General features: G+C 40.6%; 25 protein-coding genes. All 25 read right to left on the bottom strand.

Annotated features, from left to right (window positions below; all coding sequences use genetic code 11):
• Window positions 1-19 precede the first annotated feature (19 nt).
• Window positions 20-982, bottom strand: a complete 963-nt coding sequence (gene xerA, locus BUA88_RS10280) for a site-specific tyrosine recombinase/integron integrase (protein ID WP_072917313.1) — start codon at window positions 980-982, stop codon at window positions 20-22.
• Window positions 983-1,041: 59 nt separating this feature from the next.
• A complete protein-coding gene (locus BUA88_RS10275) occupies window positions 1,042-2,178 on the bottom strand; it encodes a restriction endonuclease subunit S (RefSeq protein ID WP_072917309.1) in 1,137 nt (378 codons plus the stop codon).
• A complete protein-coding gene (locus BUA88_RS10270) occupies window positions 2,168-3,664 on the bottom strand; it encodes a type I restriction-modification system subunit M (protein ID WP_072917304.1) in 1,497 nt (498 codons plus the stop codon). The genes BUA88_RS10275 and BUA88_RS10270 overlap by 11 nt, the downstream gene beginning before the upstream one ends.
• Entirely contained in the window at window positions 3,654-5,168 is a 1,515-nt protein-coding gene (locus tag BUA88_RS10265; RefSeq protein ID WP_083572480.1) for a type I restriction-modification system subunit M, read from the bottom strand. Before BUA88_RS10265 ends, BUA88_RS10270 begins: the two co-directional genes overlap by 11 nt.
• An 86-nt stretch (window positions 5,169-5,254) precedes the next feature.
• Window positions 5,255-5,476 carry a helix-turn-helix domain-containing protein gene (locus BUA88_RS10260; RefSeq protein ID WP_072917300.1) on the bottom strand — a complete coding sequence of 74 codons (222 nt, stop codon included), beginning with the start codon at window positions 5,474-5,476 and terminating at the stop codon, window positions 5,255-5,257.
• Window positions 5,477-5,918: 442 nt separating this feature from the next.
• Window positions 5,919-7,352, bottom strand: a complete 1,434-nt coding sequence (locus tag BUA88_RS10255; RefSeq protein ID WP_072917294.1) for a relaxase/mobilization nuclease domain-containing protein — start codon at window positions 7,350-7,352, stop codon at window positions 5,919-5,921.
• Between the two features lie 18 nt (window positions 7,353-7,370).
• On the bottom strand, window positions 7,371-7,700 hold the full coding sequence (locus BUA88_RS10250; protein ID WP_004602770.1) for a plasmid mobilization protein: 330 nt from the start codon (window positions 7,698-7,700) through the stop codon (window positions 7,371-7,373).
• Between the two features lie 2 nt (window positions 7,701-7,702).
• Window positions 7,703-8,077 (bottom strand): DUF4316 domain-containing protein, encoded by a 375-nt coding sequence (locus BUA88_RS10245; protein WP_004602771.1) that lies wholly within the window; start codon window positions 8,075-8,077, stop codon window positions 7,703-7,705.
• Entirely contained in the window at window positions 8,065-9,942 is a 1,878-nt protein-coding gene (locus BUA88_RS10240) for a DNA topoisomerase 3 (RefSeq protein WP_330390270.1), read from the bottom strand. The genes BUA88_RS10245 and BUA88_RS10240 overlap by 13 nt, the downstream gene beginning before the upstream one ends.
• A 73-nt stretch (window positions 9,943-10,015) precedes the next feature.
• Window positions 10,016-10,501 (bottom strand): helix-turn-helix domain-containing protein, encoded by a 486-nt coding sequence (locus BUA88_RS10235; RefSeq protein ID WP_072917286.1) that lies wholly within the window; start codon window positions 10,499-10,501, stop codon window positions 10,016-10,018.
• A gap of 78 nt (window positions 10,502-10,579) precedes the next feature.
• Window positions 10,580-11,914 carry an ArdC family protein gene (locus BUA88_RS10230; protein ID WP_072917282.1) on the bottom strand — a complete coding sequence of 445 codons (1,335 nt, stop codon included), beginning with the start codon at window positions 11,912-11,914 and terminating at the stop codon, window positions 10,580-10,582.
• Window positions 11,907-12,053 (bottom strand): hypothetical protein, encoded by a 147-nt coding sequence (locus BUA88_RS16165; RefSeq protein WP_159430890.1) that lies wholly within the window; start codon window positions 12,051-12,053, stop codon window positions 11,907-11,909. The genes BUA88_RS10230 and BUA88_RS16165 overlap by 8 nt, the downstream gene beginning before the upstream one ends.
• A 64-nt stretch (window positions 12,054-12,117) precedes the next feature.
• Window positions 12,118-12,924, bottom strand: coding sequence for a DUF4366 domain-containing protein (locus BUA88_RS10225; protein ID WP_072917277.1), 807 nt, complete (start codon window positions 12,922-12,924; stop codon window positions 12,118-12,120).
• Window positions 12,911-13,225, bottom strand: a complete 315-nt coding sequence (locus BUA88_RS10220; RefSeq protein WP_072917272.1) for a DUF4315 family protein — start codon at window positions 13,223-13,225, stop codon at window positions 12,911-12,913. The genes BUA88_RS10225 and BUA88_RS10220 overlap by 14 nt, the downstream gene beginning before the upstream one ends.
• Window positions 13,226-13,236: 11 nt before the next feature.
• Window positions 13,237-14,883 carry a C40 family peptidase gene (locus BUA88_RS10215; RefSeq protein WP_072917267.1) on the bottom strand — a complete coding sequence of 549 codons (1,647 nt, stop codon included), beginning with the start codon at window positions 14,881-14,883 and terminating at the stop codon, window positions 13,237-13,239.
• Window positions 14,884-17,274 (bottom strand): VirB4-like conjugal transfer ATPase, CD1110 family, encoded by a 2,391-nt coding sequence (locus BUA88_RS10210; protein ID WP_072917263.1) that lies wholly within the window; start codon window positions 17,272-17,274, stop codon window positions 14,884-14,886.
• A complete protein-coding gene (locus BUA88_RS10205) occupies window positions 17,204-17,662 on the bottom strand; it encodes a PrgI family protein (protein ID WP_026508817.1) in 459 nt (152 codons plus the stop codon). The genes BUA88_RS10210 and BUA88_RS10205 overlap by 71 nt, the downstream gene beginning before the upstream one ends.
• Window positions 17,663-17,674: 12 nt before the next feature.
• Complete coding sequence (locus BUA88_RS10200; protein WP_026508818.1) at window positions 17,675-18,541, bottom strand: VirB6/TrbL-like conjugal transfer protein, CD1112 family; 867 nt, start codon at window positions 18,539-18,541, stop codon at window positions 17,675-17,677.
• A gap of 73 nt (window positions 18,542-18,614) precedes the next feature.
• A complete protein-coding gene (locus tag BUA88_RS10195; protein WP_004602781.1) occupies window positions 18,615-18,827 on the bottom strand; it encodes a Maff2 family mobile element protein in 213 nt (70 codons plus the stop codon).
• Between the two features lie 206 nt (window positions 18,828-19,033).
• A complete protein-coding gene (locus tag BUA88_RS10190; protein WP_072917259.1) occupies window positions 19,034-19,285 on the bottom strand; it encodes a hypothetical protein in 252 nt (83 codons plus the stop codon).
• A gap of 188 nt (window positions 19,286-19,473) precedes the next feature.
• Window positions 19,474-21,249, bottom strand: a complete 1,776-nt coding sequence (locus BUA88_RS10185; protein ID WP_072917254.1) for a VirD4-like conjugal transfer protein, CD1115 family — start codon at window positions 21,247-21,249, stop codon at window positions 19,474-19,476.
• Window positions 21,246-21,731, bottom strand: coding sequence for a PcfB family protein (locus tag BUA88_RS10180; RefSeq protein ID WP_072917250.1), 486 nt, complete (start codon window positions 21,729-21,731; stop codon window positions 21,246-21,248). The genes BUA88_RS10185 and BUA88_RS10180 overlap by 4 nt, the downstream gene beginning before the upstream one ends.
• Before the next feature lie 29 nt (window positions 21,732-21,760).
• Window positions 21,761-22,090, bottom strand: coding sequence for a DUF7768 domain-containing protein (locus BUA88_RS10175; RefSeq protein WP_004602785.1), 330 nt, complete (start codon window positions 22,088-22,090; stop codon window positions 21,761-21,763).
• 12 nt (window positions 22,091-22,102) lie between these two features.
• Window positions 22,103-22,513: a hypothetical protein gene (locus BUA88_RS10170; RefSeq protein WP_072917246.1), complete on the bottom strand. Its 411-nt coding sequence runs from the start codon at window positions 22,511-22,513 to the stop codon at window positions 22,103-22,105.
• 12 nt (window positions 22,514-22,525) lie between these two features.
• A complete protein-coding gene (locus BUA88_RS10165; protein WP_072917242.1) occupies window positions 22,526-23,389 on the bottom strand; it encodes a DUF6017 domain-containing protein in 864 nt (287 codons plus the stop codon).
• Between the last annotated feature and the right edge of the window lie 10 nt (window positions 23,390-23,399).

The raw sequence follows: 23,399 nt of genomic DNA, 5'->3' as shown, positions 1-23,399 counted from the left end.
TCTCGATAAATTGCGATTACTATCCAATAAACCTTCTGTGAGAGCTCTTCACATTGGCTTGGTTTACCATAGCGTATTGTAACGTTGTATCTATACTCTGGTGCCCTAAAAGCTGTTGCACCTGTTCAATAGGCATTCCTTTATCAATAGCTACAGTGGCAAGAGTCCGTCGGAATTTATGCGGATGAACTCTATTTATGGATAATCTCTTACCAAGTTCTCTAAGCCGTATTTCCACTCCACTTATCTGTAGTCGTTCGTGGGGTTTTTGAAGAGAAACAATAAGCGCCGGATTATCATCATCACGCCCGTTCAAATACTGTTGCAGGTGTATCTTAGTACGTGCATCGAAATAAACACGCCTTTCTTTGTTTCCCTTTCCCAAAACAATACATTCACGGTTTTCAAAATCGATATCATCACGGTTTAGTGTTACAAGTTCCCCAACTCTAATTCCCGTTGAGGCTAAAACATCTATCATTGCAAGATCCCTTATGTTATCGCACCCATCCCGCATCACTTCAAGGTCCTCATCGGAGTATGTTTCTTTGACAGCCTTCCCTGTTTTAACCTTATGAATACGCTTCATTGGATTCCGCATAATATGATCTTCGGTTTCAAGCCATGTAAAGAAACTCGATAATATTCTTCGTATGTTGTCCACGGTCACCCTACTAGCACCACTCTCCTGTTGGTAAGAATCAATATATCCTCTCAAATCATCAGTGGTAATTCTTTTTACACTCTTACCAATCTTATCAAGAGCAGTTTTTATTGTTGCCTGGTAATAACGAATTGTTTTATCAGAGCAACCCTCAACTCGTTTTGCAGCAATAAACGATGTAAGGTAATCTTTCTCATCGTCTTTAATTTCTTCATTTCCAAATGTTTGTATTAAAACGTTATGTAAGCGTTCAAGCTGAATGTTATTGAGGGTCCCGGCCATAAGAGACTCTACCTGTTGTATCAAATCTATATTCATAATTTCCTCCTTAATCCAATGTCTTCATATTTTCATGGGAGGATTTCATGGCGGACACCTTATTCCGTTTGTTGTACCAGCGCACGTATTGTTGCATTCAAATCATTTATAGCATGCTGGATTTCAAATTTTGATTTATCGCTCTGTTCCACAATCTCAACATACTGTCTTTGTGCCTCCATAGGAGGAATCGGTATATTGAGAGCCGCAAGAGTCTTTTGGTTCAGGTTTTGAATATTAGCGCCCCTGCCATACATCTGTTTTCTCACAGATTCTGATTTCAAGACCCGCAACAAATAAGGCACCATAATAGACTCGTCTTCATTGCGATACCTGATACAAAAACCGCTAAAAGTCGTTGGATTATCACCGGGATAAACTATAACGCTCCTGCCGACCATAGTCTTGTTGCCATTTGATCGAACAAATACGATATCGCCGTCTTTCAGCAGATAATCCTCTGAGGGCATCTCATTCAGAGAAACAGCCGGTAGCATGTGGGTATCCTCAATCACATCGTAGTCCTTAAAATCCCCAACACCGAGACAGTTGATTTCCACACCGGAATCATTGCTATGGAAATTCATACCATTTTTGCACGAACCCATCGTCAAAAGTGGCCTTGTATCCCATCCCAAAGGGTTCTCCTCCGGATCCCCAAACATCTCGATAAATTGCGATTTGACAAGTTCATCTGTCTTCTGTAGTAGACTCACATATTTTTCTTTGGTCTCATATGCTGCCCAAAGCGTATCCGCTAACCATTTAAGCTTATCACCTTCTGGTAATTCAAATTCATACTCTTTTAGAATTTTTGGAGACAGTCTTTTCGACATTGTTCCATCGGAATACATATCTGCAAAATTCCAAAAATCATCTGTATTCAGAATGAAAGGAACAATTCTTGCAATAACCGGATTCTCGACTCTAAGAACAATAGAATCTCCAGAAGTAATTCCATCAAAATCAACCACTGAAGCTCGTCGTAGATAAACATTTCTTCTTGCCAAAAGAATATCTCCGGCCTTAAATTCTTTCATAGCTGACCCTAATAACTCTGTTGAACCATAATTATGGATGCGCACTTCTCCTGATTCATAATGCTCCAGTCCAACAAATTTGTCATAACCACTATTTGCTGGATCATTTATACGAACTGATATTTCTTTAGCAATATCACCTATCTTATATTTCATTAACTGATTCCTCCAAAAGTGACATTATTTCATCAACTCCTTGATGATAGGTATTCATGCTCGTAATCCATTCATCAATCTGATCTTTAACTTCTATTGTTTCTTCATTCTCTTTTTGATTTACACATCGCACGTATAAAGCAATACTTAGCTTGGAATGGTTTTTCTGAATCTCATCTATGCTAGCAATAGCTGAAAAACCATCCAACTCTTTATATCCTTCGTATGCAGAAACAATTTTATCAATATGGTGATCCTCCAAATAGCTCTGAGTATTCTTTCTAGTCACTTCTTCTCGGGCATCAATAAATAAAACTTTTCCCACACGATCTTTTTCTTTTCGCGTTCTACAAATTACTATACATGCCTCCATCGGAGAGTTAAAAAACAGATTTTTTCCTATTCCTATGACGCACTCAACCAAATCTGACTGTACTAACTTAGTCCGCATTTCTTCCTCTTCATTTCTAAAAAGTATTCCATGCGGAAAGAGAATCGCACATCTACCATTTTCTTTATCAAGACTTTTTAATATATGTTGAAAAAACGCAAAATCAGCTCTTCCCTGAGGTGGCGTTCCAAGAAAATTTCGGCCATACTTGTCTGATTCAAACGAAGCTCTATCCCATTGTTTAATTGAGTATGGTGGATTAGCCAATATAACGTTAAACTTTTTCAATTCACCGTTTTCAAGAAAAGCTGGTGACTTTAAAGTATCATCATTTACAATAAAAAAATCTTTTATCCCATGTAGGAACAAATTCATTTTCCCAATAGAAGACGTTAATTGGTTAATCTCTTGTCCATATAGTTTTACATTACGCCATTCCTGTTTGCTATCTTTTAATGCAGCAATACAAGAAATGAGCATACCTGCACTTCCACATGTCGGATCATAAATAGTTTCCTGAGACTTTGGCTTTAATAGCTTTGTCATCAAATGTACTACTGTTCTATTGGTGTAAAACTCTTGAGCCGTATGCCCACTATCATCAGCAAATTGTTTTATTAAGTATTCATATCCTTGTCCAAGTTCATCCTCTGGGCAATTTGAAATCGACAACGTTTTTGTACTAAAATGTTCAATCAAATCTTTTAAAAGACGATCAGGAAGTCTATTCTTATTAGTCCAAGCTGCATCTCCAAATATACCCTGAAGTTTCTCACTATTGGCACTTTGTATTTTGTAAAAAGCGTCCACTAATGCTGCACCTATATTCTCAGTTTTTGCGCGAACGTCTTTCCAATGCGCCCCTTCAGGAATCATAAAAAGATGATTTTCTTCCCAAAGAAGCGCTTCTTCATCACCATCATTCTCTTTTAAAATTGCCTCACATTCTTCGTCGTAGACGTCTGATAAGCGCTTAAAAAACAACAATGGAAAAATGTATTGCTTATATGCCCCCGCATCTATATGTGTACGAAGTAATACTGCTGATCCCCATAAATATGATTCTAATTCTTCAAGCGTTATTTTATTGCTCATCCAAATAACCTCCTTCTGTAAGAAGCTTTAGTAATCTTTGTTCAGATTCTTTAGCTTCTTTTACAGCATTGATATATTCAGAACGGACTACGCTTGGTGGCACAATTTCCTGTGCTTTTTTCTCTATATATGTATTTACCGATAATGTGTAGTCTTTTTCTCTGATATCATCAAGTGAAACAATCTTCACTTTTTCAATTTCATCTTTATAATTCGAAAACAAATTAAAGACTTTCTGAATATCATCTTCAGACATATAGTTCTGTGCTCTTGCAGGTGTATAAATCTCTGTTGCATCAATCATACATATCTTGTTCTTGTGATCTGGAACCTTTTGATTGTTCATCAAGATTAAGCAAGCAGACACACCTGCGCCATAGAATATGCCTCCCACCAAAGTAATAATGCATTCTATCTTATCAGACTCAATAATTTGTTTTCTAATTTCTCCTTCTTTGCCACCATGGAACAAAACCCCCTGTGGCATAACTACAGCAACACGCCCCGTAGCTGGATTCATAGACTTAATCATATGCTGAAGCCATGCGAAATCAGCATTTGAATCTGAAGGACATCCCCAGATATTTCTTCCATACGCATCCATTTCAAAAGCAGAAGCGCCCCATGCTTTTAATCCAAATGGAGGATTTGCTATAACACAATCAAACGTCTGCAACTGGCCACCATTTATATAATTCGGACTTCTTAAAGTATCTCCCTGTGTAACCTTGAAATCTCTAGCGCCATGCAAAAATAGATTCATTCTTGCTATTGCTGATGTCGAAAGATTCTTTTCCTGTCCATATATTTTTCCATAAGTAAGTTGGTCATTATGCATATAGTGAATTGCTTCAATAAGCATTCCACCAGTTCCGCATGCAGGATCATAAACTGTTTCTCCTGCTTGTGGAGCCATAAGCATAACCAAAAGCTTTACAATAGTTCTTGGTGTATAGAACTCACCAGCATTCTTTTTAGACAAATCCGCAAATTTCTTGATAAGGTACTCGTAAGCATCGCCCATTACATCTGCAGCGTAATCATTGTTTCCTACATGGATTTTAGACATATGCTCAACAAGATCTTTTAATCTCTCATCGCTAAGCTTTGTTTTATCTGTCCAGTTAGCATCATCGAAACTGCTAAACACTCCAGCCAATCTATCCGGATTTGCTCTTTCAATACCATACATTGCATTAACAATAGCAGTTCCAACATTTTCGCTAACTTCACGAACATCCTTCCAATGGCAACCTTCTGGAATCACAAAACTATGATTTTCCGGAAATGCTGCATACTCTTCATCACCGTCAGATTCATCTAACGCAATCTGAGTTTCCTCATCATAAACATCCGATAATCTCTTGAAGAAAAGAATCGGTGTTACGTAGCTCTTATAATCATCCTGGTTAATTGGGCCACGCAAAATATTACAAGCCTCAAACAAATGCGAAAACAATTGTTGGCTCGTGGTTTCTTCATTGATATTTGTATTTATATCCACTGTCTCTAACTCCTTGTGACATTAATTTCTATTTTTAATTCTGATTTTAAATCTTTAGATGTCCAAAAAGACGGACTTCTAAATAATTACACAGAACTATTTTTCCTATCTACGCTAATTATGTCTCCGAAATCGCAATCCAATTCTAAGCATATCTTTTCCAAGATACTCATAGACACAGTCTCGCCCTTACTCATCTTGGCAAGTGTACTACTGCTAATTCCGATGTTTTCATTTTCAACAAGATCCATCTTTTTCATGTTCTTGTCTATTAATAATTTCCATAATCCGTTATAAGATACAGCCATATAATTCCTCTCTTATGGGGATTACCCATCTTGGTGAAGGACCCGAAAGTCCTCATAAATAGTCCTAATGTACATTATACGCCCACACACGCACAATATCAAATAGAAATTTCGACTTTTCGAAACTCTACTTCGAATTACTCCGTATAGAATTTTGTTTTTATAACAATATTTTTATATGAAAGTTTCCATAGGATTTCCGCTTCGCGCGGCACCATCTTTGATGGTGTTAGGGCGCGTCTTCGCAAAGTGGCGAGCAGTGCTTTTTTGTACAAAAAGCTATTATCCGCTCGTTGGTGGCACATCCCCAATCCCCTTGAACAAGCTAAACGCTTGGCTACGCAATTCTTACGAAACGCTTTATTTTGCTGTTGGAATTTTCTTCAGAAATGAAAAAAGAAGGGAACCTATAAGTCTTAAACCTACAGATTCCCTATTAGAATTATCGAGTGATATTGTGTTTTCTGACGCGTTCCTTCTTCTGCTCTTCATCGCTTTTAAGGAACTGGTCGATATCATATTTTGCTCTTTGAATCTCCTGCATATCTTTCTTGACCTGACGATATTCACCGTACAGCTTTTTCTTTTCTGCAAGTATTTCAGCGTACTCAGCGCTGAGGTCTTTTATCTTAGGAAGTTTCTTTAGATGAAGCTCATCAAATGCATTCTTGGCAGCCTTATGAAGCAGGATTTCCTGTCTGTGCTCTTCCAGGAACTTCTTGCTGTATCCGCATTTACGATAATCTGCGTATACGTCTTTTGTCTTAAAGTAATCAAAGATATGTTTCTTCAAGACCTGAATCTCAGCAAGTCGCTTTTCCTTTTCTTTTATGGAAGCTGAAATTTTCGTAAATCGCTCTGTTGCTGTTTTCACATTTTTCTCCAGATCATCATAGCTTCGAATGTCATGCTGCTTTAGATATAAAACTGCCTTAGCCACCTGCTTTGTATTAAAGTTCTTGGCAAAGCGAACATAATATTTTCCCTTGCCCTGGGCCAGCTTCTTTTGAATATCGATAAGAAGGTCAAACTCATGATTTTCCTTTTTTCGCAGGTAAGTCTTTGGCTGCTTTTCGGCTTTTTCATTATCGTAGAAAGCATGCTCCATCTCACCGGCAAGAATCTTCTTAAGGTCCTCATCTGTATAACCATCCCCCAGAGAGCGCAGCCGTATGAAACGCTTCTGACCTTTTCCTTTTAGAGAAATGTGCTTTCCACGCTTAATCTCGTATCCGGCATCTTCCAGTTTATAAAGCAGCTCATCAAAATCTTTTGTGCTACCTTCCTTAAGAATCTGATCAATCGCATCTCTAATATCATCGCGAAAGGATTTCTTCTCAGGATAAGTGGTTCGCTTAACACGCTCACTAGGCTTTTTCTTTTCAATGACAGACAGTCCATGCTCTAGGCAGATGATATCCGATAATCTCTGCAGAGCCAGTCCAACAAAAAAGAAATCTCTAAACTTATGGGTACAGTCAAGACTCGTGGAATTAAAGATGATGTGATTGTGAATATGCGCCTTATCCGTATGCGTCGCTACGATAAAAGCATGATTGCCTTTGGTAAATCGCATGGCAGTTTCATAGCCTACCTGATTCGCTTCCTCCGGTGTGATTTCTCCCGGCTTAAAGGATTGCCTGATCTGATAAGCGATGATATTGCCCCTGGGATGTCTTCCTGTCAGACGCTCATATTCTCTTTTCGAGAGCATGAATTCTTCATCAACACTCTCAGCCTGGCAGGCGTAGGAACTGATGAATTGACCATTTTCGGTCTTCTCTCCATTCTTGGCATAATCTGTTCTATCGCTGAGAGACTTCGCTACGCTTTTACCTTTATTCTGGTGCATCGTGATAAGTCTTGTAGCCGCCATGCGCATTCACCTCCTTTCCTAAATCGTAGACAAGCGCTTTAGTATTTCCTTCATCACTTTCCAAAGTTCTTCCTGATGAAGTCTGATATCATCGATATCTTCTTTGTAGATACTGCCGGTTTCATTTGCTTTCTTTGCATACTGATTCATATTGGAAGATGTGATGCCAAGAAGCCTTACGGCCTCTTTGACATCACTTAAATCCATCTGGATGAGATAACCATCAATCGCCATTTTTCGAAGATAAGCACTCTCATTTAAGATGCCGATTTCTTTCTCCCTGTCACGAATCAGTTTAGCTTCCTCCGGAGTTGCAAAGAAATGAAACTGCTCCGTTCTATTATTCATGATTACATCTCCCTGCAGGGACAAATCACAGGAGTCTTCTTCTCAGGTTCCGGTATTGGAGCCAGCTTCACTTTTTCCTGCTGCTCTTTTATCTTCTCCATCACAGAAGCCTTGGTGTCTGCAATAATATCCTCCTGATCTGCCTTTTCATTGATTTCTGCAAAATCCGGCACAGGAGCTGCAGGCACATTATTAATGATTCCGTCAAATGAATTATCATTCTGTTCCACCATATCCTCGATGCCTCGCATATGATTTCTACTTATGGATGGACCTGCCCCAACATCCTCTATCGGATCAATGGACTCAGGAATCTGTTCCTCTACTGCATTTCCTGTGACTTCATCCCATTTTCTGATTTTTTTCATCTTTGCCATCTGGATGCTCCTTTCTTTGGATACTTTTTATACTGTTTGTATTGGCGTGGTGGAAATAACTTATCTGCCCCCTTTACAGGCTCATAAGTCTCAATCAGATCAACAATCATATCCTTGATCTCAGCCATAAAGTCTTCAGAAGCAATATCCTGCTTTTCCACTTCCAAGAGTTTCTGTTCCCACTCAGCTGTCATAGATGCTGACTGAATCTGTTCCGGCATAACGGTAATAAGAGAAGTTCCCTTATCAGTTGGAACTAGATATTTTGTTTTCTTACTACCCTGTCTTTCTACAAAACCGATACGAACCAGCTTTTCAATTACACCAGCGCGTGTTGCTGGAGTACCAAGACCTTTACGCTCTACTTCGTCAGGTGTTTCCTTTGCTCCTGCTGATTCCATAGCAGAAAGTAAAGAGTCCTCTGTAAAACGTTTCTTTGGAGTTGTCTTTCCTTCCTTTACCATTGGATCTCTCGCGGGAAGCTCACGTCCTTCAGATAGAAGGGATGCATCTGTTTCTAAGATTTCTAAAACGCTGTGAGAACCACCAGCGTCTTTCTTGTCTGATGAATCTTCATCCTCTTCTTTCTGCTTACCAAGAATCCAGTCTTCCAAAAGGTGCCATCCAGGCTTTGTAAAGCATTTACTCTTAGCCTTGAATACTTCGCCGGCACATTCTACTTCCAAAGCATATTCTGTAATCTCTGCTGTATCTCCAACAGAAGAAAGTAGCCTTGCTGTTACAAGTCCAAGTATTTTCTGTTCTCCGGAAGGGATTTCTGAGTAATCAGCTTCTGATACATTTTCTGTAGGAATTATCGCGTGGTGATCAGATACCTTGCTACTATTTAGCACTTGCTTTGTATGGACAGGAGCCATCTTCGTATATCCGTACTTTTCTTTCATCAGGCAACAAAGGCGAGCTGTGCTATCATCCATATCATCAGTCAGATATCTGCTGTCTGTTCTTGGATAAGTAACAAGCTTTTTCTCATAAAGACTCTGGGTATAGTCAAGAGTCTGCTGAGCAGTAAAGCCATAATACTTATTAGCATCCCTCTGAAGACTTGTCAGATCATAAAGAAGTGGTGGCTTCTCAGTTTTCGTAGTGGTCTCCATTTTAGAAATTTTCGCATTATCAGTTGCATTGATTTTCTCTACTAGTTCCTCTGCCTCCTGCTTAGTTTTGAAGCGTTTTGAGGTAACTGCAACACCGGATACCAGCATCTGAACGGTATAGAAGTTCTCAGGCTTAAAACCCTTGATCTCAGCTTCACGCTCTACAATCATTGCGAGTGTAGGAGTCATAACACGTCCAACATTTAAGGTCTGACCATAAACTGTAGAAAAGAATCTTGTAGCATTTATACCTACAAGCCAGTCCGCACGTTCACGACAAAGTGCAGCTTCATAGAGATCATCATAGTTTGCGCCAGGTTTCAAATTAGCAAAGCCATTTTTGATTGCTTTATCTTCCATGGATGAAATCCAAAGTCTCTCAAACGGCTTTTTACATCCTGCCTGCTTATAAACAAGACGAAAGATAAGCTCTCCCTCACGCCCTGCATCAGTTGCCTCTACAAGGCTGTCTACATCAGAACGCTTCATGAGATCCTTTAATACCTGATACTGCTTTTTCGTGGAAGCTGTTACCTGATATGAAAATGGCGCAGGGAAAATCGGTAAATCTTCCTTGCGCCACTTCTTATATTTCTCATCATAATGTTCAGGATTCGCCAGCTCAATCAGATGCCCTACGCACCAGCTGACAATATAACCATTACCTTCTAGGTAGCCATCTTTTTTCTGATTAGCCCCAATGACTCTCGCCAGGGACTGAGCTACTGAAGGCTTTTCTGCAATCACTAATTTCAAATAAACACCTCCTAATAATAAAATAAGCGCCTTGGATTTCTCCAAGACGCCTAATCGATAAATATTAATCTAATCCGAATTTCTTTTTCCAACCTTGCCTGTCCTGCGCATATCTTCTAATTGTCTGTTCAATGTAATTTTTATACAAACCACGATTAGGATATACAACATCTTTGTTCCATTGATTCTTAAGGCTAGTTATTACATCTTCTGAAACACTCAATTTAGGTAAGTTTACGCCATTGAGTTCGCTATCATGAATCTCCGCAATAGCCTCATCGTCCAACTCTAAAAGCTCACTTAAAATTTCATCCATGTAAATAGAATTTGTAGTCATTTCTTTCTTTCCTCCATAATATAGATTGTAAGGAGTAACATCAAAAATATCTGCCAAAACCATTAGATTGTGAAGCGAAGGATCGCAGCCCCCACGATTCTGCTCGTAGTTGCAAATTGTCCCCTTCGGAATATCAGAAACATGCGCTAATTGATCTTGTGTCATATTTCGTTCTTTTCTTAATCTCTTTAGATTCTCAGCAAATAATTCCATGTCCTACCTCCAAATTAATTATGGCATGGACTTATTATATATCATATACGCAAAAAAGCGTAGTTGAAAAATTTTATCTTATATAGCAACTTCCTCCTTCTTCTTTGATGCCTTAGCTTTTTTAGGTTTAACATCTTTTGTCTTCTCCTTCAGTTTCTTGGATACAGACTCACTTTTCTCAACCCCTTCAAGTTCAGGCATAAGCTTTGCAATTTCATCTGCTGCCTTCACAACAAGAGGATGTTCTGCCAGATCAGGAAGGATATCTTTTATCTCCTGCATATTCAATCTGTTGCCAACAACCAGGTCATATTCATTAGCAAGAATCTGATCGTCTTTGATGACAAGGCCGATTGTCTTTACACCATTCATCCTGTCAGATGGAATCGACTTATAGATGTCTACTGCCTGCTGCAAGGTCAGATTCTCATGGAACTCACCCATGGAATGAAACTCACCACATTCAGCTACATAGAAACTGATAGGTTCCTTCTCAGCTGTAAGCTCCTGTACTTTCGCATCAATCTTTGTAATAAGATCAGCTGCTGCCTCACGAATCGTATTAAGTGATTCTTTTAACTCAGGCATCTCTTTACCCTGAGACCAGGTTGCAACATAAACAAAACTGTAATCAGAAGTATCAATGCCATAGTGCTGACACACAGTATAGGCAACGCTCTCAGCTTCAACCTCTTTACTGTTTTTTGATTGCTTATTATCTTTCTGGGCTTCCAGGTTATGAAGCTTGGCATGAGCCATTTCATGAATTGCAGTCTTTACTGTCTGGATCTCACTCATGCCGTTATTGATAGCAATGCGATTATCTTCAACATGAAAATATCCTTTGGCACCGGACTTGATATCCTCAAATCCGATAGGTACAGGACTTGCTGCCTTGATTGCTTCAAAGAATGTCTGATATCCTTCCACACTTCCGGTAAGCTCATCTACACCGATGGATGGAAGTGGTTCACCTTCTGTCTGAGAGATATCAAAAGTACTCACAGGCTTAAATGCAGTAAGATTGATTTCCACCTTTTCCTTTACAGCTTCGCCATCTTTATCAAGAATGACTTTGCCAGCCTCATCCACCTTTTCCTGTTCTTTTTCCAACTTAAAAGGAGCCGGAGCAAGGATACGGATTCCCTTCTCACCCTTCTTTACAAAGCGTCCCATTTTCTTCCATCCGGTATAGGATTGAACAAGCGTTGCATCCGGCTTTTGCATCATGATAAGGATATTGTTATTCACCGAGTAATGCGGAAACTTAGCCATGGTATCCAGTAAATTTTGAAACTGCTCTGAACCAAAGACATCCTGCACACCCTTTTCCAGCCTCTCTGTAATATCCTTCATTTCAGCTTTTCGCTGCTCAGCTGCCTTCTCAGGATCAAAATTTGTGGTTTTACCCATTCTCCCTCACCTCCTTCTTGTACTGATTCAGTTTCCTGGTAAGAGACTTTTCCTTTTCGATTTTTCTACGCTTCTCATGCTTTGCCTTAAGCTGCTCTACCCCTTCCACGTAACCCATATATCTTGATTTTCTTGCCATAACTTGTCCTCCAAAACAAATCAGGGCAGCCCTTATGGACTGCCCTTTAGAATCAAATATTCAATTACTCATCATCAGAATCAGATTCTTCCGATGTATCTTCATCAGCCTCAGGAATCTCTTCATTTGATTCCTCTTTTGCATCTTCAAGATAATCGTCCTCTTCATCCTCTAAGTAATCTTCATCAGGATCTGGTGATGCCTGTACCTTCTTAGGCTTCTTTTCCTTCAAATACTTAAAGCCCATGTATCCACCTGCACCGAGGAAAATAATAAGTGCAACAATAGCTGCTGGACCAACTGACGGTTTCTTCTTTTCTTCCTTAACCTCAGGTTCTGGTGTGGTCTCAGTCTCTTCAACTGTTTCCTTTGTAGTTTCCTCTTTTTCCGCGCTCTCTAAAGATTCCTTGAGCGCTTTCTGCTCATCCTCATCCATTAGTGACAAGAGATCTGCTTCATCAACCATATTCAAGAAATGAACGGTTTCTGTGCCATTATCATCACGATCAATGATGATATAGAAGTAATTCCCCTTCTTGGTAACAACAGTGATAAACTGCTTGCCACCGGCTTCTACCGAACCGTAATCATCAACCAGAGTAAGATTCCCATCCGGTGTAAGAGGCCCCATTTTCTCTTCCTCTTGTTCCTCAGGTTCTTCAGGTTTCTCTTCACCCTGGCATAAAGAGATGTCCTCTTTGCATACAGGACACTCTTCATTTACAGAGTCTTCACTGCATTTCGTCTCACAGGTACATTCCGCTTCAGGTCCTGTATGCGCAAAAGCTGTCATGGGAGTCATCCCAATAAAAAGAGCTGCAGCACATGCCACAGCTCCGGTAAGTCGCTTATTAAATTTAGTAATCTTCATCCTCTGATTCCTCCTTATCATCACTGTCATCATCTCCATAGATGGATGACTTTGCTTCAGTAGTTGTGGGTTCCGTCTTATTCTCTGCTGTTGGAACAGAAAGCTGTCCAGCTGCAGCAAGCTGTAAAAGCTTTGCTACCTCTTCCGGAGAAAGCTTAAGTGCACCAACATCAGATAATATCTGACTGGCTTCTGCTTCCTTTAGCTTAGCCTGAGCAGCTTTTAAGCGCTCATTGGCTTCATCTCTACGCTTTTCACAGCGCCTGACTTCTTCTCGAAGTTTATCTAATTTCTCAAACATGCTATTTCCTCCTATCGAATTCTTCCAAATGTGTAAAAATGCTGTTGCCAATAGCTTGTATTAATAGATGTGTACTGAATCGGATTGCCGCAATGAATCATCATGCCATTACCTACATAGATTCCTACATGACTGGCTCCTGATGTATCATAGGTTCCCTGGAAGAAAATAAGATCTCCAGGTTTTGCATCTTCTTTTGAAACTCTGATGCAGCAATTATTCAGAAGACCATCCGCAGTCTGTCTGCCATAGTTCCATCCATTGCCACAATGATTGATGACATAGCTTACAAATCCAGAACAGTCAAAGCTACTACTTGGACTACTTCCTCCCCATACGTATGGATATCCAAGATACTTCTCAGCCTCTCGAATCATATTGGCGAATCTGGTATCTGTAAGAGCCTCCGGTGGAATATCATAATCCTGATATTCACCCGGGTCGGGATTGGAATAAGGATCACCCTCAAACAGATATGCCTTATTGCCTCTTGTCTCCAACAAAAGCTCATAGCGGCTCGTCTGATCCTCAGTTAGTCCCATGTTTCTTACAACAGAATCCATCGTATTATTGGTAAGTGTTGTCACAAGTACATGCCAGTCATATTCAACTTCCACCGTATAAGTGTAGGAATGCACCTGCCCTTTCTCATCCTTATAGTGACCGGTTCTGGTTTCTGTCCTGGTTCTCTTTTCAATCACTTCTCTGCTGGTCAGATTATACTGAGCATTGAAAATCTCAGTAAGTTTACTCTGCACTTCCACTTCCGTATAATCCTCATACAGTACTGTCAAAAGTGCGGCCAGCTGATATTGATTGTGGTTGATCTCTGCCAGATTATAGCGATACTCATCATAGCCGGGATGCGTTGTAGGGATGTTATTCACCTGCGTCTGCAAGTCAGACTCCTTGGTCTTATAATCCTGCTCTACAGCACGAATATCATCATCATCTGCAGTATAAGAAGTAGCTATTGTAGTATCACTGAAGGAACCAAGCATTCCTCCTGCAAGACCGGCACTGCCGGAAAGCATCAGAATCAGAATAAGAATCACAAGCGCAATAATGATTACCAGCGGATTATCCATGATTTTCTCACGAATCCATTCTGCAAATCTTCCAACCAGGTCTTCTGCCTTATCGACAAATTTCTTTGATATGCTTCCAACCTGATTAGCAGCTTCTTTCTGTGATTTCTTATAGGCAGCTCTTTGGAATTCCTTTTTCATGTAATTCTTTTGAACTGCCTTTGTGGATGTGGTCTCCTCAGCGCCCTTTTTGACATCCTTCTGAAGTTTCTTAGAATACCGGCTCTGTTGAAGTGTTCTTACTGTTTTTTCAGCAGTCGCTGTAGTCTTATTCAAAGCCTCTGTACCTACATTCTGATCTTCATTCGTTCTGTCAATCTGACGATGAACGGATACGTTCTCAGCTACCTCAAGGCGGATTTTATGCCTGCCCTGTACCTGAAGCTTTTTAATTTTTTTCTTTTCCTCTGCAGTAAGTTCCAGGTCCTTTTTGCCATGACGGAACTTCTTTCCGTAGGCCTTCTTAGCAGCAGTTTCACTTTTCAGCTTCTCGCCCTGGCTTTTCTTCTGATATCTACCGGAGGCCCTCTTCTTATGTCTTTCCTTCGTAAACTTCTTCTCTTCATCCATTTAGCTCTCCTCCTGAGACTGTGCCACCTCATCAAGCTTGGTGGTCATGATACGATAGAGTTCCAAATCCTTAGGGAAGCGATCCACAAACGGCAAGATAACATTGCCATAAAATAAAAGCCCTTCACCTTCTCCCGAATGTGTGACATACGAGAGCTGATGAGGGCTGATATTCAACTGTTTGGCAAGGATAGCTCGATCTCCTACTGCCTGATTCAACATATAGATAAAATCAGAGTTTTCAAAGATATTCTCAACTTCCTTAGAAGCAAGTAAGTCCTTTACGTTCTGAGTGATTCCAGTTGGAATACCGCCCCACTTTCTAAAACGTTTCCAGATTTCTACTGTGTAAGCTGCAGTCTGTTCTTCACGAAGAAGAAGGTGCATCTCATCCATGTAGTATCTAGTGGATTTTCCCTGGCTTCTATTCTCTGTAACTCTGCCCCAGACCTGATCCTGAACAACTAGCATTCCGATTTTCTTCAGCTGCTTTCCGAGGTCTTTGATGTCATAGCATACAAGTCTGTTTGTGATATCCACGTTAGTTCTGTGATTAAACACATTCAGAGAACCTGTGACATAGATTTCAAGGGCTGTTGCCACATTCTTTGCTTCCGGCTCATCCTGCTTCAAGAGTGCATTGTAAAGGTCCTCAAGAAGAGGCATATTCTCAGGCACAGGATTCAGGAAGTACTGCTGATAAATCTGATGAATACAACGGTCAATGACAGTCTTCTCAACAGGCTTAAGTCCTTCCTTTCCACCGACAATAAGCTCACACAAAGACAGGATAAAATCTGCCTTTAAGGCAATCGGATTATCATCATCAGAATAGTTCATATTGATATCCATCGGATTGATGTACTGACTGCTGGTAGGGCTAATCTTAATAACCTGACCGCCAAACCTTTTTACCAGCGCACTATACTCTGACTCAGGATCTGAGATGATAACATCATCATCTGTAACAAGAAACGCATTTGCAATTTCTCTTTTTGCAGAGAACGATTTACCTGCACCGGGAGTACCAAGGATAAGGCCGTTAGGATTCTTAAGCTTCTTTCTGTCAACCATAATCAGGTTGTTGGAAAGGGCATTCAGTCCATAATACAAAGCCTCATCTCCTGCCTGGAATAATTCCTGCGTTGTAAATGGAACGAAAATAGCTGTGGAGCTTGTAGTCATTCCACGCTGGATTTCAATCTCGTTGTAGGCAAGAGGTAGAGAACTCATAAGTCCCTGCTCCTGCTGGAAATTGAGTCTTACCAGATTGCAGTTATGCTTCTGAGCAATAGAATTTGCCTGAAAGACATTGTTCTCAAGTTCCTGCTCTGTCTTTCCTGTATTAAGCACCAAGAAAGTCAGAAGAAACATACGCTCATTCTGACTCTGCAATTCCTTTAAGAGCGCTTTCGCATCCTTGCCATAAGTTGCAAGATCTGATGGAATAATGTCCATATCATAACCGGCTCTTACCGCCTTCTTCTGCTCCTCAATCTTGCTTCGATCAAGTTCTGTAATGGTATGTTTTACCGTTTTAATCGCCTCAGTCTGATCCACAGACTGAACATGCATTGTCACAATCTGACTGGACTCCATACCAAGGAAGTCTGCCAGCATTCTGTCTGAGATATCAGAAGCTGTGATGCTAAGAAAGCTCATGGCTCCATAGAGATTACCCATCTGGAATAATCTGCCATTTTTAAAATTAAGTCCTGCAGGAGCCACAAAGTCTTTTACTGAAAGGCCGCTTCCTACAAGCCATTTCCAGTCGAAGAAGAACTTCTCATCATCTCCCATATGAAACTGCTGGTGAATCAGCTCTAAGCGTTCTGCGCCGTTTAGTGTGTTTGCCTGAACACCAAGTCTTTTGAAGTTGTTAAGAAGATCCATCTCGATATGAATAAGTCTCGGTTTTGCTGCTTTCATGGACTCTGCATGAATACCAAAGGATAAATACTTGGTCTTGGTTAGACCATTGTTTCCAGCTTCCATCTGACGCTTTAACATGCCGGTATACTCATCCCTGACTTCATTGAATCCATCGTTCTGATGTGGTATGGCAATGGACTTTTCAAACTTCTCTGCATCCGTTGCCATATTCATGAAGCTAAGCTCAAAGTGAACCGAACTATCAAAGAAATTCAGGAAGCTACACCACTCCTCAAAAATCTCCGTCTGATCCTCCTGCTGTGCCAACTGATAATTGATATCCTGAAACTGAATCGTCTTTGTATAATAATCGCTGCCTATTCTGCAAATGCCATCCTTAAACATCCTGTCAAAAGGAATGCTCTGCTGAGCTGTTCTGGGAACACCATCATTTTTCTGAGCTTCTTTGATGACGGCTCTTACTCTTTTCTGGTCTGCTCTCGATAACCCTGCCGGCATTGCGATGTCTCTTTTTTTCGCTTTCAGAAACAATTTTTTCTACCTCCTTCTCTGCTTTCTCCTGCCTCATCAGGGCAGCGTAATAATTATCTGTTTTGTAAGGCCTGATCTTCGGCCTGATAAATGTTGCCTGAATAAAGTGATGCAAGAATACCTCTAGTGGCTGTCCGTTCTTTTCGTACATTGCAAAGAAAAACAGCGGCATCATTACAATCATCATACCCATAGCTGCAAAGGTTGAGTCTCCGATCTTTTTCAAAAGGAAAAAGGTTGGAACACCGATAGCTGCAGCTATACAGAAGCAGATGAGCTGACGCTTGGTGAGGTTGAATGCCACTTTACTCTTTACCTTCGTGAGATCACGAGGCACCGGAATATAAGATGCCATTTCTTTTCCTCCTTAATGTGCGTGGAATACAGATCTTGCAATAGAACCTGTCTTAAACAAAGTGAATGCAAGAAGTAATGTGATACCAAGGACATTCCACAAAGAGCCCATGATATCCGATGAAAATGAAACTGTCTGAACCAGGGCTGCATAGATTGCTACGCATACCATGATTAAGAATCCCTGGAAGCCAAGAGCAAAAAGGGATCTCAAATAGTTCTGTCCAATCATGCTCTGTTCTCTATTGCCAAAAGTCGCAAAAGGAATCGGAGCAAGGCTGATGGTCAAATAGATCTCTATCATTCGTCCATAGACAATAGCCCAAATCAGAATCGATAAAATCTCAAATAAGAACTTCACAGCAAAGGACTGCAGGAATATACCAAACAGCGGCCCTACATCCATTGCTTCCAAAGTGCTTTGCATAGTTGCCAGAGTTGAACCGTCCACTGCGGTACTTCCGGCGATAAGTGATCCTGATTGACTGACCACATGTTGTGCTACATCAAAGACTGCCATGGTGATATTAAAGGTATTTGTAATCAGCGTTACTGCTACAAAGGTCTTGAATACCCACTTAAAAAAAATCCAGGTTTCAAAGTTTGCCAGGTTATTGTGAGCGATGACCAGCTGTATCAGTTCATAGCAGGCAATAAAAGTAAGGATGATTCCTGCTATGGGTAGAATCACATTCTCCGACAGGTTCCTGATGAGGTTATATACCGTGGGCTGGAACTGGTCTGGAGTCTGTGCTACCTGTGCTGTTACTTCTCCAATCTTCTGATTTAAGGTTGAAAATGTAGATGTGAGGTTATCCATAATCCCACCTACCAGCATGTCTTTGAGCCAATCAGTCAGTTTTTCTAACAAACTTTCCAACGATTGCCTCCTTTCTCAGGGAAGGGCAGCTTGTTACACTGCCCCTCCTGATTTTTGTTGTTGATAGGCCGGATTAGAAAAGTCCGGAAAGAAGTGGAACGAGTGTAGTACCGATGAGTGCAACACCACCACCGGCCATGAGCTGCTTCATGCCCTGTGACTTAGCTCCAGGGTTATCATTGCCGTAACCTTCCATGAGGTTTACAACACCCCAAATTCCAAGACCTGCACCAAGTGCGATAACGAGTGTCTGAAGTACGCCTACTGCTGAGTTGAAAAATGCCATAATAAAATCCTCCTTGTGATTAAAAAAATAGTTTTTGGTTTCTTTGTATTTAGTTGTCCTTCCAAAGCCCCGTCGACTGAACTTTGAAAATGCGCGCATTAAAAAAAGCCCCTAATGCAACTGCATTAGAAGCTCTTTCTCAAAATTAAAAAACTACAACAAAAAAGCACCAACCATAATAGATTGATGCTCTCTTGCTTTCATGATTAGTCAAAATCATATGGATTGCTATAACACATCCAATCAAGCGGATAAGAAAGACCATATTTCTCATCGAATTCAGCCTGGCGTTTTGCACGCTTCTTAGACTGATTTGCTAATGCTTTCTTAGACTGTTTCTTAGTCGCCTGATCATTAGCAACTCTTGCCTTGTAGGCCTTATTGTTTGGATTATGCTGATTAGCGTAATTATCCAATTCTTTTTGACTGTGTGTCTTAGATGATACACCTTTTGCCATGACTATCTCCTTTCTCCTTGATTCCATTAATAACATGCAATAATCACGCACCGGATAGCGGACAATACTGTCACCTTCTTAGCTGAATTCGATAACAAATCGAATTATCCCTGCATTTGATTATCTCTCAAGGTTGGAGATTGATTTTTACCGAAATAAAAATCATCAATAATATTTTAGTCAAGACATCAGTTATTATCAACATCAAACACTTCATATTCATCATTTGGATGAAGGACAAGCTTTCTGTTTAGATACCTCTCAATATCAAACCAGTTCTTCTTGTCATAGTCTGCTGTCAGCGGATAGTTTGGATGCTTTGTCAGGTCATACTTATCTGAAAGAAAAGGTCTCACACCTCTCACCTGCACAATACATTTACTGCCATCCATAACAGCAAGCTCATCCATACTCATCAGCTCTTTGCCGAGCTTCTGATAATTCATGTTGTAGGACTCCTGAGAGCCCTTAGTATTTCCTGTGGTGTACATATCAATGGTTTCCTTGCCAAGAATCTCTGTAAGATCCTTAAGCGTTGTCTTCTCAGTTCCTCCAAGGAAGATCTGAGAATCCATGTTACCGATAATGGTATCCGCATTATCTTTGTAGATTGCCTTAAGCTGTGACTTTGCCTGTAATACCAAGCAGGCACTAATCTCACGGGATCTGATAGTTGCCACAAGTTTTTCCAGGTTAGGAATCTGTCCGATATTGGCGCACTCATCTACAAGGCACCTTACATGGACCGGAAGCCTTCCACCGTAAACATCATCAGCTTTCTCGCATAAGAGATTGAACAACTGCGTGTACACCATAGATATCAGAAAATTAAAAGTGGCGTCCGTATCTGACATAATCAGAAACAACGCCGTTTTCTTATCACCGATAGTATCCAGTTGTAATTCATCATAAGCTGTAATCTCTCGAAGCTCCTTGATATCGAATGGAGCCAGTCTGGCACCACAGCTTACAAGGATTGACTTCGCTGTCTTTCCAGCTGCCAATTTGTATTTCTTATATTGGCGAACTGCAAAATGATTTGGATCTTTTTCTTCCAGCTCATCAAAGAGCATATCGACTGCATTTTTGAACTCCTCATCATCTTCTCTGACCTCCATTGCGTTGATCATTTCAAGAAGTGTTGTGAAGTTCTGTTCCTCTATTGGAGCCTCATAATGGATGTAGCCTATAAGCGCTGAATACAGCAATTTTTCGGCCTTTTCCCAGAATTCATCACCGCCTTTTCCTTCACCTTTAGTATTGGCAATCAGCGTAGTTACAAGCTTTAGGATATCCTTTTCACTACGAATATAAGCGAAAGGATTGTAGTGCATACTCTTGTTAAAGTTGATGGTATTGAAGATTTTAATTCGATACCCCTTCTTCAAAAGTGCATTACCACATTCAAGAACCACGCTTCCCTTAGGATCAGTTACTACAAACGAACAAGGGTAATCCTTACTGTCGCACTGCAGCAAGTTTGGTTTAATAAAAAAGCGTGTTTTACCTGAGCCGGAACCACCTACAACCAGCACATTCTTATTTCTTGCGTACTTTGGCTGTGATGGTCTGGAACTTAGTGTAATCTGCTCCGTCTGGGACAGAATCACATTATTCTTCGGATCAGGATCTTTGAAAGGTTCTATGTCGGAGGGCTTTCCCCATCTGGCTGAACCATATTCTGAGCCATGCCGAAATTTCTTGGCATTCTTTCCCTTTAGATAAACTGCAAGTCTTAGTGCTGCGCCACAGGCTGCACCAATAAGCAAATCAAAGGGATGTAAGCTAGGAAGCGGATTCGTAAATGCAGTTTGAAATCCACCTCCGATAATAAGCCCCTGAAGCTTTTCCGAAGCATTCATCCCTTCTGCTATTCTCCAGGCCTCACCTAAGTTGGTAGCAAACAGGCCTATTGCAACATAAGGGATATTCAGGATAATCTTCTTTTTTAATTTCTGATTCATCGTGTCTGCTCCTTCCTCTTCTCTACTACCTTGCGAGGTATAGAAGCAACCTTTTCCTTAAGTTTCTTTAGCTTACCAAGTACGCTCTCCTTTGCACCTTTTTCTTTTCCAAGGGTACGTTTGGTATAATCCGCTACTAGATCAGAGATAGCATCTGCATCCTGAGCCTTGAAAAAGATCTTATAAGTGCCAGCCTCCTTGTCTTTAACCACGGCATAATCTACACCATACTTCTTGGCAAGGCGATTAAACAAATGGATATCTTCACCATCCAGCTCAATTTTCTGAGCACCTTTGCCCTGCTTAATGAGCTTTTTCACAGGCATCTTACCTGTAGGCTCTTTCTCCTTCCCAAAATATTTTTTATCATGCCTGTGACGCATATAAGCTTTCAGGATATTCATAAACATACGCACTGTTGGCTTAGCACCTTTTTCCACCATGAAATGGAGCGACTTGGCTGATGACTCTTCATTAACCATGAACTATCGCCTCCTTCCTGACTAACATCCTACAAGCCAATGACTCCATCTAAGGTTGTAACAATAACCTTGGACTTTCTGGCTATTGCGATATCATCCTTAACTTCCTCATTCTGCTTATTACCACAGATAACAAGGAATCTGGCTCTACGAAGTAGATCCTCGGACATCTCCTTGAATCTCTTATGAGCTTCTGTATCCTCAGCTGAAAAGATTCCATCAAAAGCAAGAATAGGACAAAGCGGAAGGTATCCTTCCTTTACTAGTTCCTGACAGTATTTCTTGGCATCTTCTTTTGCCACAACCGGATTCTTATTCCATGCTGCAGTAACGTAAGCTCTCGGTATTGTTCTACTCATGATTTTCCTCCCTTAATCAACACGCATTGCAGAAAAGCAGGCATCTCCTGCCTTCAAAGTATCCATCTGTGCCATAGCAACCTCTAAGAGATCACCAATCTCATCATCAGGAATAGCCTTGAGCACATTCCCTGCTCTTTGAAAAATGAGAACACTGCCTACCAGGTACTCCTCACCTTCAGCCTTAAAAAGCTTATCCTTGTTGTAAACAGCAATATAATCTGACTGTCCAAGATGAGTTCCAGCCCCACAAGTAGCCATCTGATCAAGGATTGTCTCTGCTTCCTTCATAGAAATCTGTCTGATTTTGCCGTTGGTCCCAAGAATCACAGCATGAGCATCAGGTCTGGATACATCTGTCTCCGGTACTTTAATTCCATCCTTCATAGGATCAAGTTGAATATCAATTGTAATCTGTTCCATTGTCATTCCTCCTTAGATTTTTCCTGTCGCCATGTCATGCTGGACCAGCGACTGATAATAGTTGTTAATCGTAATTGGCGCATTATAAAGTGCTGCCACTATGTATTTCTTTACATTGCGAACCTTTGTAGTCTTGTCCTTCATACTGTCCATTACAAACTGAATATGGCTGCTATCCAGCTTCATGAATCTGCTTTTCACTACGTTAATAGGCTTTTTATCCCCGGATATAGTGATAAACTTCTGATTGCTGCACAGCACATCCAGGATTATGTCAAAAATCTCATCTATCTCTTCTACTCCATAGGGATAGCGCTCTTTGAGTATCTCTATATCCAGTAACTGGTATAAATATTGTCTGTATAGCTCCATCTCATCTTCTCTGCTCTTAGATAAGATAAGATTAGTATTACTACACTCAGTATTATTTAACTCTATATTATTAGGTGGTGATTCTCGACATTCCGGGCTGGTGATTTTCACTACACCGGTATGGTGATTTTCACCACTCCGGGCTGGTGATTCCTGAAGTGTGATGAAGTTCTTCACATAAATCCTGTCAGGTTTACAAAGTCCCTGCTTTATTCTTTCGATAAGTCCATAGCACTCAAGCTCCTTTAAAAGCTTTAATGCCTTCTGACTCGCACAATGCAAATCCTCCTGGATACTGACAAGGGTGTAATAGACATATACTCTGCCCTCTTCATCAATCCAGTGATTCTTCTTAGAAAGAGATACCCGATTCAGAAATAATCCATATAGAACCTTGGCATCCGTTGAAAGCTTTACGAACTTTTCATCCTTAAAGAGCACCTGGGGAATCCGATAGAAGGCAAACTGCTCAGACTCTTCCTCATGAAAATAGCCAAAGTCCATACCACACCTC

Source organism: Pseudobutyrivibrio xylanivorans DSM 14809 (genome assembly GCF_900141825.1).
Lineage (GTDB): Bacteria > Bacillota > Clostridia > Lachnospirales > Lachnospiraceae > Pseudobutyrivibrio > Pseudobutyrivibrio xylanivorans.
This window is presented reverse-complemented; position numbering and strand designations above follow the sequence as displayed.